We start from the raw sequence: 14114 nt of genomic DNA, 5'->3' as shown, positions 1-14114 counted from the left end.
ATATTAAGTTAATATTTGTCCATCAGTTAAATAATTTAAGTGGCTCTTGTCAGATGAGTGTTAATTTAGCATCATTAGTCACTCAGTTTTTAGAGCGTCATGGACTGGCTAACTCTACTATTCGCTCTTATGAATCAACTTTAATGCCTTTGCTCCAACTTTATGGTAGTTGGTCGCTAGAAATTATTGACCGAGAAATTTTGGTTGAATACCTCAATAATTTAAATAACGTATCATATATCACTCATCATCGTCATCAAGCAGTAATTACAGCCTTATTTAACTTTGCTGTTGAGTACCGTTATATCAAATCAAACCCCATTTCTCATCTCAAACGGCGTAAACCAAATCCACGGATAGGAGAGCATAATTCAGATAGTGTTGTGCGATATCTGACACAACATCAATTAAGTATTCTTTACCAAGCTATCAAAAAAGATGCCAGACTTAATGCTTTAGTGCATTTGCTACATAGCAGTGGAGCCAGAATAGCAGAAATACTAGCTTTGGATTTATCAGATATTGATTTTACCGCTCGTTCATTTCAAGTTATCGGTAAGGGGAACAAGCAACGATGGTGTTTCTACAACGAAGATACTGACTTCTGTTTGAATAATTACATCAAATACTACCGACATCCCCAGATAAATGCTTTATTTACGGCTCAAAAACCGAATAATCAGCAAGTATCTCGTCTTTCCTATGCTACAGCTTACTCTACACTTGTAAACTCCGCTAAAAACATTCCAGAACTAGAAGGTGTTGGCTTTCACCAACTCAGACATACTTTTGCATCCCAGAGAGTTGGAATCATGGGAGTTGAGGAACTTCGTGCATTGATGGGGCATGAAAAAATTCAAACTACTCTTCGCTACTCTAAAGTCACATCCCTTCGTGCCCAAGAAGTAGCGCTTCATGCTTTTAAGAAAATACCACCGTTTGGACAATAATTTAAAAGTATGGATTTAATTTATATATTGTCGCATTCTGAAAATTATCATGATTAAAAACTTATCAAGAGAATAGACAATACTCTTGATTGTCAAAATATGGATTCATGCCAAATTTAGTAAAAAATTACACTTTTTTCTAAATAAACTAGAGGTAACACTTAATATAATTCGCCACCGCGAGCGAAAATTTCTATGACTTCACTTCTGGTTACTTGATTTTTATCCGCTATTTCTAGTAGTTTCTCCCATGCTTCATCGGTTAAGCGAATTGACCTTAACCGTTTGGGTGAATCTCCATAATCAGTTTCAAATTTACCATCTGATGTACGGGGTCGTCTTTGAGATTTTTGTCTAGTGCCTGAATATTGATCCATTGTCCTAAGTTATACATGATGTCTTACTATATCATGTATATACATGGCTGAATGGCTGATTTTTCAAGATTTTTTTTCTTATCCCGGTTTTCTGTTCCGTTGCTGATACTGTTGGCGAACTTAATAATTCACCGAAAAGTGTGAGAATTGCAGAGGCATGAAACCAGCAAGCACTTCAGTGATAAAAAAGATTCAAACCACACTTTCCATGTATTACACGGGGAGGGCGGTTGTCCATATATTACTTGGAGGTTGTTGGTGTAGTCACCAATTCGATTAATCGTCTTAAAGCTTTCTGAGCAGACTTATAGCTAGTAGTCTACCAAGGTAACTTTGCTAAGTAAAACCTCTAATTGGTAAAATAGCCAAAAACGGGGTGTAACATGGCAAAAAAGTACATTGTTGACTTGAATGAAGATGAAGTTTCCCAACTGCAATCGATAATTAAGAAAGGTAAGCATAAGGCAAGAACCATAAGCCGTGCAAACATTCTTTTGATGGCTTCCGAAGGAGAAACGGATCAAGCGATCGCTAGCATAGTTAGAGCGCATGTTGCAACAGTGCAACGAATACGAGAAAAATTTGTCATTGGAGGGTTAGATTTTGCTTTAAAGGATGAAGTTCATCCACCAAAACATAAAAAATTAGATGAAAAGCAAGAAGCATTTTTGATTGCAACAGCTTGTTCTAATCCGCCAGAAGGAAGAGTGCGTTGGACAATGCAATTATTAGCAGATCATTTAGTGAACGTTGGTATCATAGATTCAATCTCAGATGAAACAGTACGTCAAACTTTAAAAAAAATGAAATTAAGCCTTGGTTGAAAGAACAATGGTGTATTCCTGAAGTTAACGCAGAATATGTTTTCCGAATGGAAGATGTGCTGGATTTATACAATGAGCCTTATGATCCTAAACGCCCTGTAGTCTGCTTTGATGAACGTCCATACCAATTAGTAGAAGAAGTAAGACTTCCTTTGCCACCACAGCCAGAGCAACCTGAACGTTATGATTTTGAGTATAAACGTAACGGGACAGTAAATTTATTCGCATGTTTTCAACCCTTGGCTGGATGGCGGCATATCGAAGTTACAGAACGTCGAACTAAAGCCGATTTTGCTAAACAAATGAAAAATTTAGTAGATGTTTCCTACCGAGATGCCGATGTTATTCGTTTAGTAGTTGATAACTTGAATATTCATACACCCAATGCATTATATGAAGTTTTTCCACCAGAAGAAGCACGTCGAATTATTCAAAAGTTAGAGTTTCACTATACTCCTAAACACGCTTCTTGGTGAGCCAGTGCGTTGGGCGGGTTCCCCGACTTGAAGCAACTGGCGAACCCGAAGGGCTGAATCAGGTAGAAATCGAATTATCTGTTTTATCTCGCCAATGTTTAGAACGGCGTATTCCTAATGCAGAAACATTAACTTCTGAGATTGCCGCTTGGGAGAAAAAACGTAATCAGCAAAAAGCTAGTGTTTATTGGGGTTTTCAAACCAAAGATGCTCGCCGAAAAATGGAGCGTTTATATCCAAATTTAACATAGCAAAGTTAGCTTGGCAGACTACTAGAAGCTTGTTTGCCTAACTTTAGCTCTGCTAAAACCTGTTCGGCTAAAACTGTGAGTTGTTCAACATGAAGATTTGTTTGAGACTGTTTTAGAACGGGAGCAAGAGGAAATGCCAAATTATTAGACCTGACAACCTGTTCGAGTAAATCAGCCCTGGTGATTCCATGACATTCTGCGGTAATGCCTAATGCTTTCCAGGTAGCATCCGTTAGTCTCAAAGTCCGAACTTCACGATAATCATCATTTTTGAGGGTAAACTTTCCCTGAATGTCTCGTTTCACGACTAAAATTTCCGCGTATTACATGGTTTAACTTTAACTGATTTTACCGCGTAACACACGGAAAAAGGTATGCTAATAAAGCTGATTTACCGCAGCAAAAAGTTTTGTAGACAGGAGGGGAGCCATGTCTTTACATCCGCGCCGTATCAACCCAGTTCCTCTGTCAACTAGCCAAGTTGCTCAGGCTGCTTTTCCCAAAGGCAACTTATATCTAACGATGCGGGACGAAATAGGCACATTGTACAGTGACTCCAACTTTGAAACTCTATTTCCTACTGATGGTCAACCTGCTATCTTTCCTTGGCGATTGGCATTAATTTGTGTGATGCAATTTATTGAAGGATTGTCAGACCGACAAGCAGCCGAAGCGGTTCGCAGTCGCATCGACTGGAAATATGCTTTAGGTTTAGAGTTGACTGACCCAGGCTTTGACTTCACTGTGCTGTGTGAATTCAGAAGTCGGCTGATGAAAGGAGGGGCGGAACAACAACTTTTAGAGCTGATATTAAAGCAATTCAAAGAGCGTGGGTGGTTAAAAGATAGGGGTAAACAACGAACCGATTCAACCCATGTTTTGGCTGCAATTCGTACCCTGAATCGACTGGAAGGGAATGGGGAAACGCTTCGGGCTGCACTTAATGCCATTGCTACGGTTGCCCCAGACTGGTTACGCTCGTGGGTTCCTCCTGAATGGTTTGAGCGGTATAGTCGGGCTTTTGATGAATATCACCTGCCCAAAGGAATTTCTGCCCGAACCAAATATGCTGAAATCATCGGTAATGATGGGATGCAGTTACTGAAAGTCCTGTGGGAGACGAGCAATGTTGCCTACTTGCGTCAGATTCCGGCAGTGGAAATCCTGCGCCTGACCTGGATTCACCAATATTATGTCGAGAATGACTCTTTGCGTTTACGGGCTGCTACCGATTTACCGCCGACTGGCACAAGAATGGATTCCCCTATGATAAAGATGCTCGCTATGGTAACAAGCGCAGTGTCACTTGGACTGGCTACAAAGTCCATATTACTGAAACCTGTGATGCTGATGAGGTTCATCTAATTACTAATGTTGATACCACTCAGGCACAAATAAGCGACGTAGATCAGACCGAACCAATCCATAAGTCTCTGGCATCTAAAAAATTACTCCCAGCATTGCATATCGTTGATGGTGGTTATGTTGATGCTAATTTGCTAGTTACCAGTCAAAAAAAGTATGGGGTCACAGTTGTTGGGCCAGCGCGTCCCAATGTTAGTTGGCAGTCTAGAATGCCAGGTGGTTACGACATTAGCCAGTTCAAGGTGAATTGGAACACCAAGCGCGTCACCTGTCCAATGGGCAAAAAAAGCACCAAAAAGTGGACTCCTTATCAAGATAAATGGGGCAATCAGGTAATTCGTGTTGGTTTTCCTAGAAAAACATGCCAACTTTGCCCCAGTCGTTCTCTGTGTACTCGGTCGGCTTCTGAACCAAGAAAACTAACTTTACGGCTCAAAAAAGAGCATGAATTACTTCAATCTCTGCGAATTCAACAATCAACTGACTCTTGGAAAGAAATTTATGACACAAGGGCAGGAGTTGAAGGGACAATTTCTCAGGGAGTTAGGGCATTCGGATTACGAAAAGCTCGTTATACTGGTTTAGCCAAAGTCCATTTACAGCACATAATCACAGCAGCAGCGATTAATGTGGTAAGGATGGTAGCTTGGTTACAAAGTGTGCCTCATGCCAAGACACGCACATCAAGATTTGCAGCGATCGCTATCACTTGAAAATTTCCTTTATTAGAAACTCGAATCATTTCTAAATCTCTACTGTACTTTTCCATGTAATACATGGTTAGGCGAATTTTTCCATGTATTACATGGAAAGGGGAGTTTTAATCTTTTTTGTTAATGAAGTGCTTGCTGATTTAATTCCCCTGCAATTCTCACACTTTTCGGTGAATTATTAAGTTCGCCAACAGTATCCGTTGCTACTCACGCCCCTCCATAGGTGTAACTTTGCCTCGAAAAGGATTTTTTGTCAGATGTAAGGGTGGTATAACCTAATATGAGTGTCAAAAGCTACTTGTTCCAACGTTTAGTTGCCTCTGCAATGCGTTCCCCAAAGCGCACTGAGGTAAGGTAATCACCCGAATCTAGCACTGGTTCCTTGCCGCTCATATCGAGTTGGCTTTGACCCATGACACCTAAAAATCCTCCTAGTCGATTTACCCCATCATCAAGACCCGATAAAAAGCTTTGCAAGTCGCCGACATTTACCCAAATCATGCCGTGCTGGCCTGCGTTGGTCGCTAAATAGAGCAGTGTGCCTTGTTTATCGCCACTAGGGGAGCTAGAGTGTGTAAAACCCGCAGCGATTTTGTCTTTCCATCCGTGTCGGAACCAGACTTCGCTAGCGGCATCAATAAATGCCTTGAACTGAGCCGCTACACCACCCATATAGGTAGGAGAGCCAAAAACAATCGCATCAGCTTGGTTGAGCTTTTCTAGTCCCTCATCGTTCTTCCAACGACCATTGACAATCTGCTCTCCAGTAACCCGCAGCAGTTCAACAGTAGTGTCTTCAACTTTAGTTGCACCTTCAGCAATAGCTTGGGCCATAAGATGAGTATGACCTGCACCAGAGAAATAGATAATCGCAACGGTTGGCATAAAAGCTTTGGTCAAATTTTTGACTGAAACTAAACGAGAAATATCATAAAGACTACTGTAGGGAAAAGTAAAGTAAGCGATGCTGGTGGCGAAGTCAAAAAATGCTCGTGTTTGGGTGAGTCACTTCAGCGATGAAGCAATTGAGAGCTTTCTGAACAACTTTGTAGCCAGGCGCTTGTTTACCTAATTTAATACTAACTATCTTTCTTTCGCTACATGGTGGCCATCCTAGTAGCGTCAACGCCTCCATCTGGGCGAGCGCTAGAAAGTAATCTCGTCATAATAGCAGCTGCAATTAGATCCGGCTCTGGTAAATCATCCCCCGACTGCAAACTATCATCCTATAGCCAAGTAATATCTAGGTTTTCGCCTCGTTTAGCAATATCCTCCCGCGTAAAGTAGCGCCAGCGTCCCGACTCCCCTTTGTCTACATGCGGACTTCCCCCATTTGCATCATCCCCGTAAATTTCTTTAAATGCCCTAAAATGCTCTTTAGTTAAAGGGTAGCCGCTAAAATAGGCGGCTACCACCCTGGTAAATTTTACCACACTAGACTTTTAGGTTTACTGACTTTGAGTGAGAAGAAAGCTTGTAGTCCATAGCCGATTTATTCAAGCCTGACGCTTTCTGTCAGTGTTACTGTGTTTGAGCGTACTCAAGGTTAGCTTAATTTCGACTAACTTGAACTGCCGATAAGAGTTAAGAGTGCAAACAATTTGGGACATTACATTGAATTGTCCTAAATCACTTTGTGAAGGAGTGAGTCAAAAAGAACTTATGAACAATCACGAGCAAAACATTCTAGAAATCAAAGCCATCATGCAATCTTTTGCAGATGCCTGGAACGTTTATGATGCAATGCAATTAGCAGAGTTATTCACTGAAGATGCGGATTTTATCAATGTGGCAGGGCAGTGGTGGAAAGGTCGAACTGAACTAGTGCAAGGACATGCCAACGCCTTTAGCAATCATCTGAAAAATACTCAGATGCATTTTCCCGATACCACTGTCAAATTTCTCAAACCTGATTTGGCAATTTGCCACAGCACTTGGGAAATGAGTGGGCTCACTCGCCCTGATGGGACTAGTCTGCCAACAAAATATGGAGTCTTGACTGCGATCGCTCAACAAGATGGACGGTGGCAACTGGTTGCTGTGCATAACACTGAGACTTTATCCATTTCTGGATAATAGCCGATTTGTTCAAGTCTGGCGCTCGCGACCAGTGTTAATGTACTCAGGGACTCTAAATGAGTTGAATCCAGTGAGATAAAGAAGTGAGAGCAATATGGAATTGACTGCGTTAGACAAGCTCGAAATCATGGAGCTAGCGGCACGGTTTGAAATGTCGCTGGATAAGGAGGATGTCGAAAATTATCTCGCAACCTTTGCTTCTGATGGTGCATTGCAGGGGTTCTGGGGAATTGCAAAGGGGAAAGAGGAGTTGCGCCAGGGTTTTTACGCTATGTTGGATACCTTTGCGCGAGGAAAGCGGCACTGTAGCTCGAATGCCATCATTCAAGGAAATTATGACGAAGCAACAATGGAGTCATATTTGACCGTCGTTAATCGAGAAGATTTGAATCGGGCAGGGAGCGCTTTTGTCAAAGATCAGGTCAGGAAAATTAACGGTAAGTGGTATCTGATATTACGTCAAATTGAGGTTGATCCGAGTTTGCCACTGCTACAGCAGTCTCAACAAGCCGGAGCGAACGCATGAATCGCTACATGGTCGAGGTGACTTTATCGGGTGTTGATCCGAATCAGTTTGAAACACTTGCTGCTAAAGAACAAGAAGTCGTCGCTGAATTGACCAAAACAGGATTTATTGAGCAAATCTATGTTCGCAATGACCTATCTGGGGCTTATCTAGTGGTAGAAGAACGTGATGAATCCTATGTCAGACAGCAGTTCAATAGGTTTCCCCTGTTTCCTTATATGACACTGAAACTGGTTCAGCTTCAAAATCAAAGCTAACCATTATTCTTGGGTACATGAGTGAGCCAAGTAGCCACTTTGTGCCGTAGCTTGGCTCATAAACCAAAAATCTGAAGAAACTGACCATACTTTAAAAGCAAAGAGGGAGAAACCCCAAACATTCGCCTAAATGTTCGTGTGAAGTGGGCATGATCTGTAAAACCTGCTTGGTGGGCAGCATCGGACAAAGTTACACCTGGCTTTAGCATTTCTCTTAAAGCAACTTTCATGCGAACCCATAAAACATATTTCGTTAATGGAATGCCAACTTGCTCTGTGAACAAATGGCGGAGCCGGCTTTCAGATAAACTAATATGTCTGGCAATATCGATAACTTTAATAATTTGGCTAATGTCTTGATTGATAAAATCAATTGCAATAAGTAATCGTGCATCAAATGGAGTTATATTCCTTTGTTCATGACTGAGTTTATGAAGGAAATAGAGGGGATCAAATTCATGCTGAGAAGTGTCGCAGCATCTCCAATAAAAGTTTAAAAATTCATCAATAGCTTCAGCAGAAAAGAGTTCGTCAATCAAAATAAATGTTCGTTTTAATAAGTGTGACTTCAGCAACCGACCTTTTGAAGAGCTTGCATCGACACTAATCACTAACACTGTAGAATCGGCAGACTGACAAGCATGAGGAATATCTGAATCAATCAGAAATCCTTTCACGGATTCAATAGGTTGATGGTCTAATACTGCATCGTAAGGTTTATCCAAACTCAAAACAAGCTGAATCGCATGATGATAATGCATTTCTACCGCAATGTTCTTAGCAAGAATGACTAAGGTATCTTCGTGGCAATCAAGCATCAGTTGGTACTTGTGAGACTGTACCTGATTTTACAGCAGCCAGACTGGTAAAGAAGTATAGTGTATGTGTTTTCTAGTACATTACTAACCAGTTGTGGCGTCCCTTGCGCGTCTCCAAGAGTTGCGATGACCGAGCGCTGTGGGTTGGCTGCTGAGTTATTCTACAGCATTGGGTCAACTTAGGCGATTTGTGGCTGTTCTGTTGATATCTCATTTAAATGGCAATTCAGAAATTTGTTATGCCAAATTGCCAGAACCTTTGAAGATGATACCGTAACTTCAACTTTTTCAAGCGAGGAAAACCTAAGCGATGCCTAAGAGCGTAGGCGCAGCCCGCCGTAGGCATCGCTCTTAGGCAATTGCTACAAAAAAGCCCAGTTATGAGATGACTGGGCTTTTAGCTATCTCAATCAATCATTGGAGGTAAGTAGTTTCAGACTATGCAGCAGGTTGTTCCAAATTAACCTTGACAACTTTGTTCTTTTCTTGCTCAGACTTGGGCAGTGTCAAATTCAAGATACCGTCTTTATAATCTGCGGTGACATTGGTATTTTGAATTCTAGCTTTTAGAGGAATTACACCTTGGAATTTACCATAGTAGAATTCACTCGATGTTGTGCCATTGTTTTCGGTTTTAGTTTCAGACTTCCGCTCACCGCTAATATGAACAGCATCTTCAGTGACTTGAATATCCAGGTCTTTAGCTTCAAGTCCTGGCAATTCTAGCAAGAGAATAATCGCATCATCAGTTTCGTGCAACTCAGCCGCCGGAACTCTGATAAAATCTCTGCCAATCCGTGCAGATGGTACTCTGGTATCTCCCAATAAACCGTTGATGTGGCTTAAGTGAGCGTTCAATTCTTGCCAGGGGTTGTAACGAACTAGTGCCATAACTCTTTCTCAGAAAAACTCAGCTATTGTTTATTGTTTTTGCACTTGCCTTTGTGCTTATGTATTTATAACAAGTATGCTTAAAACTCCTTTAAATTCGGTTCTCATCACCTAATAAAAGGATGATTGCCGCACTTAAGTAGACCTAAAATAAGATTACGATTTACTTAAGTTTTGATGTTCGGTAAACCCGAATAAGAACTATTAATGTCACTAATAATCAACTAATAAATCTGCTGTTGAAAGGGATAGTTCAGTTAGGCGTTGCTTATATTTCCAAAACCACAATCACACAAGCTCTACTCGCTTCGCCATCGCACTATTCAATAAGCATTTCGATTTAGTCATCGGGAAACTGCCAAGATAAAATACTTTTTATATCTTTGCTACTGCATTGAATACAAGTAACATCAAATGCTGAATCCATCCACTCATAACCGCAAGCACGACAATGACAGAAAATATTATTACGGTTGGCATCTTTGATACCCTGATGCCATTGCTGTAGTTGCTCAGGATTTTGAAAAGGAAAATTATCAGACATTCTCGTAAGCCTCTTATCGTCACAAAAAAAGTTCACCCAAACCGCTCTCAGTTTTCTTTATTAAATGGACTACGCCATGTAAGGATTCAGGTTTTATAATTAAAGTTAAAGAGCTTAGAGTATTAAGCATAAATGAGGTAAAAGGCTGTGAAGAAAATAGTTGTTGGTGCAATATTCAGCTTAATAGCTGGCTCAACATCCTTACTTTTTCCCCAAGCCGCTAAAGCTGATAGGGTTGTTTACTGTCATCCTGTTACTGATAATAGAGTACTCAAAGAATCGGCGGCTGACCACCCCTATGCTTATGCAAATGGTTTTCAAGAAGGAGAACAAAGCGCTCGGAATAGAGTTGCTTATAAACCTCGGACTGCGGGAGGTGAATTCGCTCGTGGTTTTCACGATGGTTATTTGAATCTACCTTATGCTGGGCAAGAGAATGTTGTACCTAGAACAATTGTGCAAAATACTACTACTGTTTGTAATGAAGATGATTATTACACCGTAGCGCCTTCTTCTGCTTACATCTACAATCCTTATCCCATCTATGTATCGCCCTATCCTACTTATGGCATCAACTTTGGATTTGGAAGAGGGTTCCACTTTGGATTTGGTGGAGGGTTCCACGGATGGGGCCACCATCGAAGATGGTAGGGGTGGGAAATTTTGTCAAAGGAGGTTTCTAGGCTGGAGGATATTTTGTATGAACCTTCAAAGAGATGGTGATGAAAGGAAATCTGGGAGACAGAGCAAGGGCGCAGTAATAGCCGCGCATTATCAATTTTCGTATGTCGCTAGATTTTATTCCTTTCCCCCTTCCCTGATAAGAGCTATTAATGCTAGATTTCCAATACTTTCAATACTTCAGGGTGATTCATGAACAAGGGTGAATTAGTGGATGCTGTAGCGGCAAAGACCAACATCACAAAAAAGCAAGCCGATGAAGTCATCAGTGCTTTTTTGTCAGTCGTTACTGAGGCTGTAGCTAATGGGGATAAGGTAACGCTGGTAGGGTTTGGGTCATTCGAGCGACGCGAACGTGCCGAGCGTGAAGGGCGTAATCCCAAAACCAATGAGCCAATGACGATTCCGGCTACTAGAGTGCCTGGATTTTCTCCTGGCAAGCAGTTTAAAGAAAAAGTAGCGCCATAGATGAATTGCTTTACCACTAGCAATCTAATCACTGCAAAGCTGTAGCATTCGCTGTTCTCAAGGCAGGTGGGGCAATGTTAGAGGGAACGTGAGTGTTGAATTGCAGATGTTACACAAGTGCGATCACTTACTATTGCGTCCACAGCACAAAAGAGCAGCCCCAAGTTAACTAACAATTTGGGTGATTAATCTAACGTTACTGATTTTATTAGCTACTTTTAATTAGTTGTCTGGGCATCACAAGTATTATATAGTGATTATTACTACAAGACCTTTGCCAAATTACGAGGGTTCAACGCCTGTGGAAACGGGATGAACACGTCCCAGGGAAGTAAGCGTTGCAAAAATTTGTGCTAATAAAATAGGCTTAGGCTTTTAAGGAAGTATTTTTAACATTTCACGGACATATCGAAAACCACGGTAATAAGCCAGGGCTATTTCATTGTAAATGTAGACGCGATATGGTAAGGTGCAGCGCCAGTTCTACTTCAAGCATCTATTACCGTGTCTGAAATCGAAATTATCAAAGCTTTTGCAGGTCTAAAAGACCCCCGTCGCCGCGCCGGACAGAGACATAATCTACCATTATCTTTGGCACTTTTCACATTGGCGTAGGCGCAGCCCGCCGTAGGCATCGCAGCAGGGAACAAAGGATTTTTAGCAATTGGAGACTGGATTTCAAGCTACCGTGAGCCGTGGATTGAACTTTTTCAACCGCCAAAAAATAGACTACCATCTTATAGCACTGTACGTCGTGCCTTATTACACGTAGATTACGAAGATTATTCCGTATGTCTGAGCAAATTCTTTAATGTACAACCAAATACTGGAGAAACTGTTGGGTTAGATGGTAAAGTCCTCAAGGGTTCATATCAGATTGAAAATGATAACCCTAACTCGGATTCGCATCCAGCGATGATGTTAGTTAGTTCTTATATTGTTGAGCGAGGCTTAATTTTAGAGCCATTTCAAGTTGATGCCAAAACTAATGATATTATTGCTTTACCTGAGTTGATTTCCAAACTGGCTCTCAATGGGGTTATCTTTGCTTTTGATGCTATTAATACTCAAAAAAACTTGTGAGTTGATTATAAATAGTGGGAATGATTATATTGCCGCCTTAAAAGGCAATCAGCTTAACTTATTCAAAGATGTCAAAACAAATTTCACGCCAGAATTGGCTTATGAGCAGATAAATAAAGGGCATGGTCGAATCGAAAAGCGTCATGTCAGTATTTGTAAAAATCTCGATGGTATTCGTCCTTGGCCTGGACTTACCACTTTGATTAAAGTCAAATCAGAGCGTCAGGTTTTCACACAATGTGATTGAAGTAACTAATGAAACCCGTTATTATATTTCATCTTTAAGCGAAACGGTGCAAGCCTTTGCTGAACGTATCAGAGGATATTGGGGTGTTGAGAATAAAGTCCACTATGTTCGAGACGTTACTCAAGGCGAAGATAAATCTAGAATTCGCACTACTCCTCTTCCTCAAATTTTTGCGCTTGCTCGCAATTTTTCACTTAATTTATATCGCAGTAATATGTTTGAAAATATGGCACAAGCTCAACGTTTATGTTCTTTTGGACTAGACACACTCAAGCAGCTTTTTAGAATGAAATAGCCCTGATCAGCACCAACTATTTTTAGTTGTGTAATTGCCAACCCTAGATGAGATTTATGAAATCGCCTTTGCAAATTATCATAAGCGCTAAAGCACTGAAGAATTGCACTAGCATTTGTATTAGTTTGTAAATTGACTAGACATTCTGCCTGAGAATTACCAGCCGCGCGGTTAATCAAGATTTGATAATAGTAAGTAAGGTTGTGCTGACGATATAATTCAAACCATTGTGCTACCTGTTCACCATAGCGTTGATTAAACTCGATCTCAGCAATATGCAATTTCCCCTCAGCATTTTTAGTACCACCATCCCAGTATTTACAAACCCCACTCATAATTTCTAGATGACGGAACTGAAAAGACTGAAACCCGCTAGTAGGCCCAATACTAGTTCTGAACTCCGCAAAAGCACGCATTGTCGCCAAAATCGGCATCGTTGTATTTACAACTTCGTAAAGACGCAGGATGCGACGAAAAAAATAGCATACCTCTGCCGTATTGCCAATGATCGGATCAGTTGCATCTTGTAGTGCTTGTGCTAAAGTCTTCAAAACTCGTTCCATATCAATAATCATTTGGTGAAAAGCAAGTTCACACATTTGATGCACAGCAATAAATAAATCTTCATCAAGAGATGCCGTCAAAGGCTTTTTACAACTAATTAGTTCCTCGATATTATGGTAATTCCAGTAGTGATTCTCACTAATATCCAAGCTAGGATTAATTAGCGGTAAAGGTTGAAACGTATAAGATTCAGACATATTGATCGATATTGTTACTTTTTTTATTAGCCAAACAATTTTATATTTCTATCTCAAAAATCATGAAAGCTGTCAAAATTTGATTAATCTAAATACAATGCTGAACTCTGAAATGCTTCTTCTGGTGTTCCATAAAAAGTACCATTATTAAATAAGCTAGGTTCGTATTTTTCATTACTATAAGTATAAAAAGCCTTTGTCCATTTCTCTTCATTCCCTTTGTACCGCAATCGACACAGATGAATTGGTGTATTCTTGGCTCTCTCTATATATTCTGAGCGTGTTATTTTAAACATTGATAGGTCATCATTGTCTGGTAAAAATGGTTCTTTATAAGCATCTATGTAACAGAAATATCCCTTAAAACGCACATCAATACGTATATATTTCCCCGCGTAATGCTTCTCTGCATAGGCTAATATTCGTTGCTTTGTTCTCTGTTTGACTTGCTCCGGGATTTTTACCCCTCCTGAATGTGGATCGTTTACCCATCCTCTCATGATTAGCT

Annotated in this window: 18 protein-coding genes and 3 pseudogenes; 11 read left to right on the top strand and 10 right to left on the bottom strand. The window is 40.7% G+C overall.

Going from position 1 to position 14114, the window contains the following annotated elements:
• Positions 1-53: 53 nt before the first annotated feature.
• A complete protein-coding gene (locus NPUN_RS15925; protein WP_012409590.1) occupies positions 54-950 on the top strand; it encodes a tyrosine-type recombinase/integrase in 897 nt (298 codons plus the stop codon).
• A gap of 161 nt (positions 951-1111) precedes the next feature.
• Here NPUN_RS15925 and NPUN_RS15920 read toward each other — a convergent pair whose 3' ends face one another.
• Positions 1112-1327: a transcriptional regulator gene (locus NPUN_RS15920; protein ID WP_041565447.1), complete on the bottom strand. Its 216-nt coding sequence runs from the start codon at positions 1325-1327 to the stop codon at positions 1112-1114.
• A gap of 383 nt (positions 1328-1710) precedes the next feature.
• Between NPUN_RS15920 and NPUN_RS40110 the strand changes: the two are divergent.
• A pseudogene (locus tag NPUN_RS40110) lies at positions 1711-2878 on the top strand (IS630 family transposase).
• 5 nt (positions 2879-2883) lie between these two features.
• On the opposite strand, the gene NPUN_RS15905 reads toward NPUN_RS40110, so the two are convergent.
• Positions 2884-3183, bottom strand: a complete 300-nt coding sequence (locus tag NPUN_RS15905) for a hypothetical protein (protein WP_052304617.1) — start codon at positions 3181-3183, stop codon at positions 2884-2886.
• Positions 3184-3307: 124 nt separating this feature from the next.
• On the opposite strand from NPUN_RS15905, the pseudogene NPUN_RS15900 reads away from it, so the two are divergent.
• Positions 3308-4956 (top strand): annotated as a pseudogene (locus tag NPUN_RS15900) (IS1182 family transposase).
• 294 nt (positions 4957-5250) lie between these two features.
• On the opposite strand, the gene NPUN_RS15895 reads toward NPUN_RS15900, so the two are convergent.
• On the bottom strand, positions 5251-5841 hold the full coding sequence (locus NPUN_RS15895; protein ID WP_041565446.1) for a flavodoxin family protein: 591 nt from the start codon (positions 5839-5841) through the stop codon (positions 5251-5253).
• Between the two features lie 341 nt (positions 5842-6182).
• Positions 6183-6389, bottom strand: coding sequence for a hypothetical protein (locus tag NPUN_RS15890; protein ID WP_148220326.1), 207 nt, complete (start codon positions 6387-6389; stop codon positions 6183-6185).
• Between the two features lie 157 nt (positions 6390-6546).
• On the opposite strand from NPUN_RS15890, the gene NPUN_RS15885 reads away from it, so the two are divergent.
• From NPUN_RS15885 to NPUN_RS15875, 3 genes are all read left to right on the top strand, one after another.
• The gene (locus NPUN_RS15885) at positions 6547-7032 is read left to right on the top strand and encodes an SgcJ/EcaC family oxidoreductase (protein ID WP_148220325.1); all 486 of its coding nucleotides are present in this window, start codon (positions 6547-6549) and stop codon (positions 7030-7032) included.
• Between the two features lie 97 nt (positions 7033-7129).
• Positions 7130-7561, top strand: coding sequence for a nuclear transport factor 2 family protein (locus tag NPUN_RS15880; protein WP_012409587.1), 432 nt, complete (start codon positions 7130-7132; stop codon positions 7559-7561).
• Positions 7558-7818: a muconolactone Delta-isomerase family protein gene (locus NPUN_RS15875; protein WP_012409586.1), complete on the top strand. Its 261-nt coding sequence runs from the start codon at positions 7558-7560 to the stop codon at positions 7816-7818. The genes NPUN_RS15880 and NPUN_RS15875 overlap by 4 nt, the downstream gene beginning before the upstream one ends.
• 56 nt (positions 7819-7874) lie before the next feature.
• Here NPUN_RS15875 and NPUN_RS15870 read toward each other — a convergent pair whose 3' ends face one another.
• The 3 genes from NPUN_RS15870 to NPUN_RS15860 form a co-directional block, all read right to left on the bottom strand.
• Positions 7875-8636, bottom strand: a complete 762-nt coding sequence (locus tag NPUN_RS15870) for a helix-turn-helix transcriptional regulator (protein ID WP_012409585.1) — start codon at positions 8634-8636, stop codon at positions 7875-7877.
• A gap of 438 nt (positions 8637-9074) precedes the next feature.
• Positions 9075-9527, bottom strand: a complete 453-nt coding sequence (locus NPUN_RS15865) for an Hsp20/alpha crystallin family protein (protein WP_012409584.1) — start codon at positions 9525-9527, stop codon at positions 9075-9077.
• A gap of 340 nt (positions 9528-9867) precedes the next feature.
• Positions 9868-10071, bottom strand: coding sequence for a hypothetical protein (locus NPUN_RS15860; RefSeq protein ID WP_041565444.1), 204 nt, complete (start codon positions 10069-10071; stop codon positions 9868-9870).
• A gap of 147 nt (positions 10072-10218) precedes the next feature.
• On the opposite strand from NPUN_RS15860, the gene NPUN_RS42540 reads away from it, so the two are divergent.
• Positions 10219-10722 (top strand): hypothetical protein, encoded by a 504-nt coding sequence (locus NPUN_RS42540; protein WP_012409583.1) that lies wholly within the window; start codon positions 10219-10221, stop codon positions 10720-10722.
• A 222-nt stretch (positions 10723-10944) separates the two neighbouring features.
• Entirely contained in the window at positions 10945-11220 is a 276-nt protein-coding gene (locus NPUN_RS15850; RefSeq protein ID WP_012409582.1) for an HU family DNA-binding protein, read from the top strand.
• 282 nt (positions 11221-11502) lie between these two features.
• Here NPUN_RS15850 and NPUN_RS40820 read toward each other — a convergent pair.
• A pseudogene (locus tag NPUN_RS40820) lies at positions 11503-11649 on the bottom strand (IS4 family transposase); the annotation flags it as partial.
• A gap of 204 nt (positions 11650-11853) precedes the next feature.
• On the opposite strand from NPUN_RS40820, the gene NPUN_RS15845 reads away from it, so the two are divergent.
• From NPUN_RS15845 to NPUN_RS40810, 3 genes are read left to right on the top strand one after another with little or no spacing between them, the layout of a single operon-like run.
• Positions 11854-12303 (top strand): ISAs1 family transposase, encoded by a 450-nt coding sequence (locus tag NPUN_RS15845; protein WP_148220280.1) that lies wholly within the window; start codon positions 11854-11856, stop codon positions 12301-12303.
• Position 12304: 1 nt separating this feature from the next.
• Positions 12305-12550 carry a hypothetical protein gene (locus NPUN_RS39105; RefSeq protein WP_148220279.1) on the top strand — a complete coding sequence of 82 codons (246 nt, stop codon included), beginning with the start codon at positions 12305-12307 and terminating at the stop codon, positions 12548-12550.
• Entirely contained in the window at positions 12543-12845 is a 303-nt protein-coding gene (locus tag NPUN_RS40810; RefSeq protein ID WP_083782385.1) for a hypothetical protein, read from the top strand. Before NPUN_RS39105 ends, NPUN_RS40810 begins: the two co-directional genes overlap by 8 nt.
• Here the strand turns inward: NPUN_RS40810 and NPUN_RS15835 are convergent.
• Positions 12788-13606 carry a tryptophan 2,3-dioxygenase family protein gene (locus NPUN_RS15835; protein ID WP_012409581.1) on the bottom strand — a complete coding sequence of 273 codons (819 nt, stop codon included), beginning with the start codon at positions 13604-13606 and terminating at the stop codon, positions 12788-12790. The two genes, NPUN_RS40810 and NPUN_RS15835, sit on opposite strands and share 58 nt — an antisense overlap.
• An 83-nt stretch (positions 13607-13689) precedes the next feature.
• On the bottom strand, positions 13690-14106 hold the full coding sequence (locus NPUN_RS15830; protein WP_012409580.1) for a hypothetical protein: 417 nt from the start codon (positions 14104-14106) through the stop codon (positions 13690-13692).
• Positions 14107-14114 lie beyond the last annotated feature (8 nt).

Source organism: Nostoc punctiforme PCC 73102, assembly GCF_000020025.1.
GTDB lineage: Bacteria > Cyanobacteriota > Cyanobacteriia > Cyanobacteriales > Nostocaceae > Nostoc > Nostoc punctiforme.
The sequence above is the reverse complement of the archived record's forward strand: the minus strand, read 5'-3'. Positions and strand labels throughout refer to the sequence as shown.

What these genes read in the sequence shown, in the direction of transcription:
- NPUN_RS15925 (WP_012409590.1), top strand. Translation starts at nt 54, where the DNA reads ATGAGTGTTAATTTAGCATCATTAGTCACTCAGTTTTTAGAGCGTCAT.
- NPUN_RS15920 (WP_041565447.1), bottom strand. Translation starts at nt 1,327, where the DNA reads ATGGATCAATATTCAGGCACTAGACAAAAATCTCAAAGACGACCCCGT.
- NPUN_RS15895 (WP_041565446.1), bottom strand. Translation starts at nt 5,841, where the DNA reads ATGCCAACCGTTGCGATTATCTATTTCTCTGGTGCAGGTCATACTCAT.
- NPUN_RS15880 (WP_012409587.1), top strand. Translation starts at nt 7,130, where the DNA reads ATGGAATTGACTGCGTTAGACAAGCTCGAAATCATGGAGCTAGCGGCA.
- NPUN_RS15875 (WP_012409586.1), top strand. Translation starts at nt 7,558, where the DNA reads ATGAATCGCTACATGGTCGAGGTGACTTTATCGGGTGTTGATCCGAAT.
- NPUN_RS15870 (WP_012409585.1), bottom strand. Translation starts at nt 8,636, where the DNA reads ATGCTTGATTGCCACGAAGATACCTTAGTCATTCTTGCTAAGAACATT.
- NPUN_RS15865 (WP_012409584.1), bottom strand. Translation starts at nt 9,527, where the DNA reads ATGGCACTAGTTCGTTACAACCCCTGGCAAGAATTGAACGCTCACTTA.
- NPUN_RS15860 (WP_041565444.1), bottom strand. Translation starts at nt 10,071, where the DNA reads ATGTCTGATAATTTTCCTTTTCAAAATCCTGAGCAACTACAGCAATGG.
- NPUN_RS15850 (WP_012409582.1), top strand. Translation starts at nt 10,945, where the DNA reads ATGAACAAGGGTGAATTAGTGGATGCTGTAGCGGCAAAGACCAACATC.
- NPUN_RS15835 (WP_012409581.1), bottom strand. Translation starts at nt 13,606, where the DNA reads ATGTCTGAATCTTATACGTTTCAACCTTTACCGCTAATTAATCCTAGC.
- NPUN_RS15830 (WP_012409580.1), bottom strand. Translation starts at nt 14,106, where the DNA reads ATGAGAGGATGGGTAAACGATCCACATTCAGGAGGGGTAAAAATCCCG.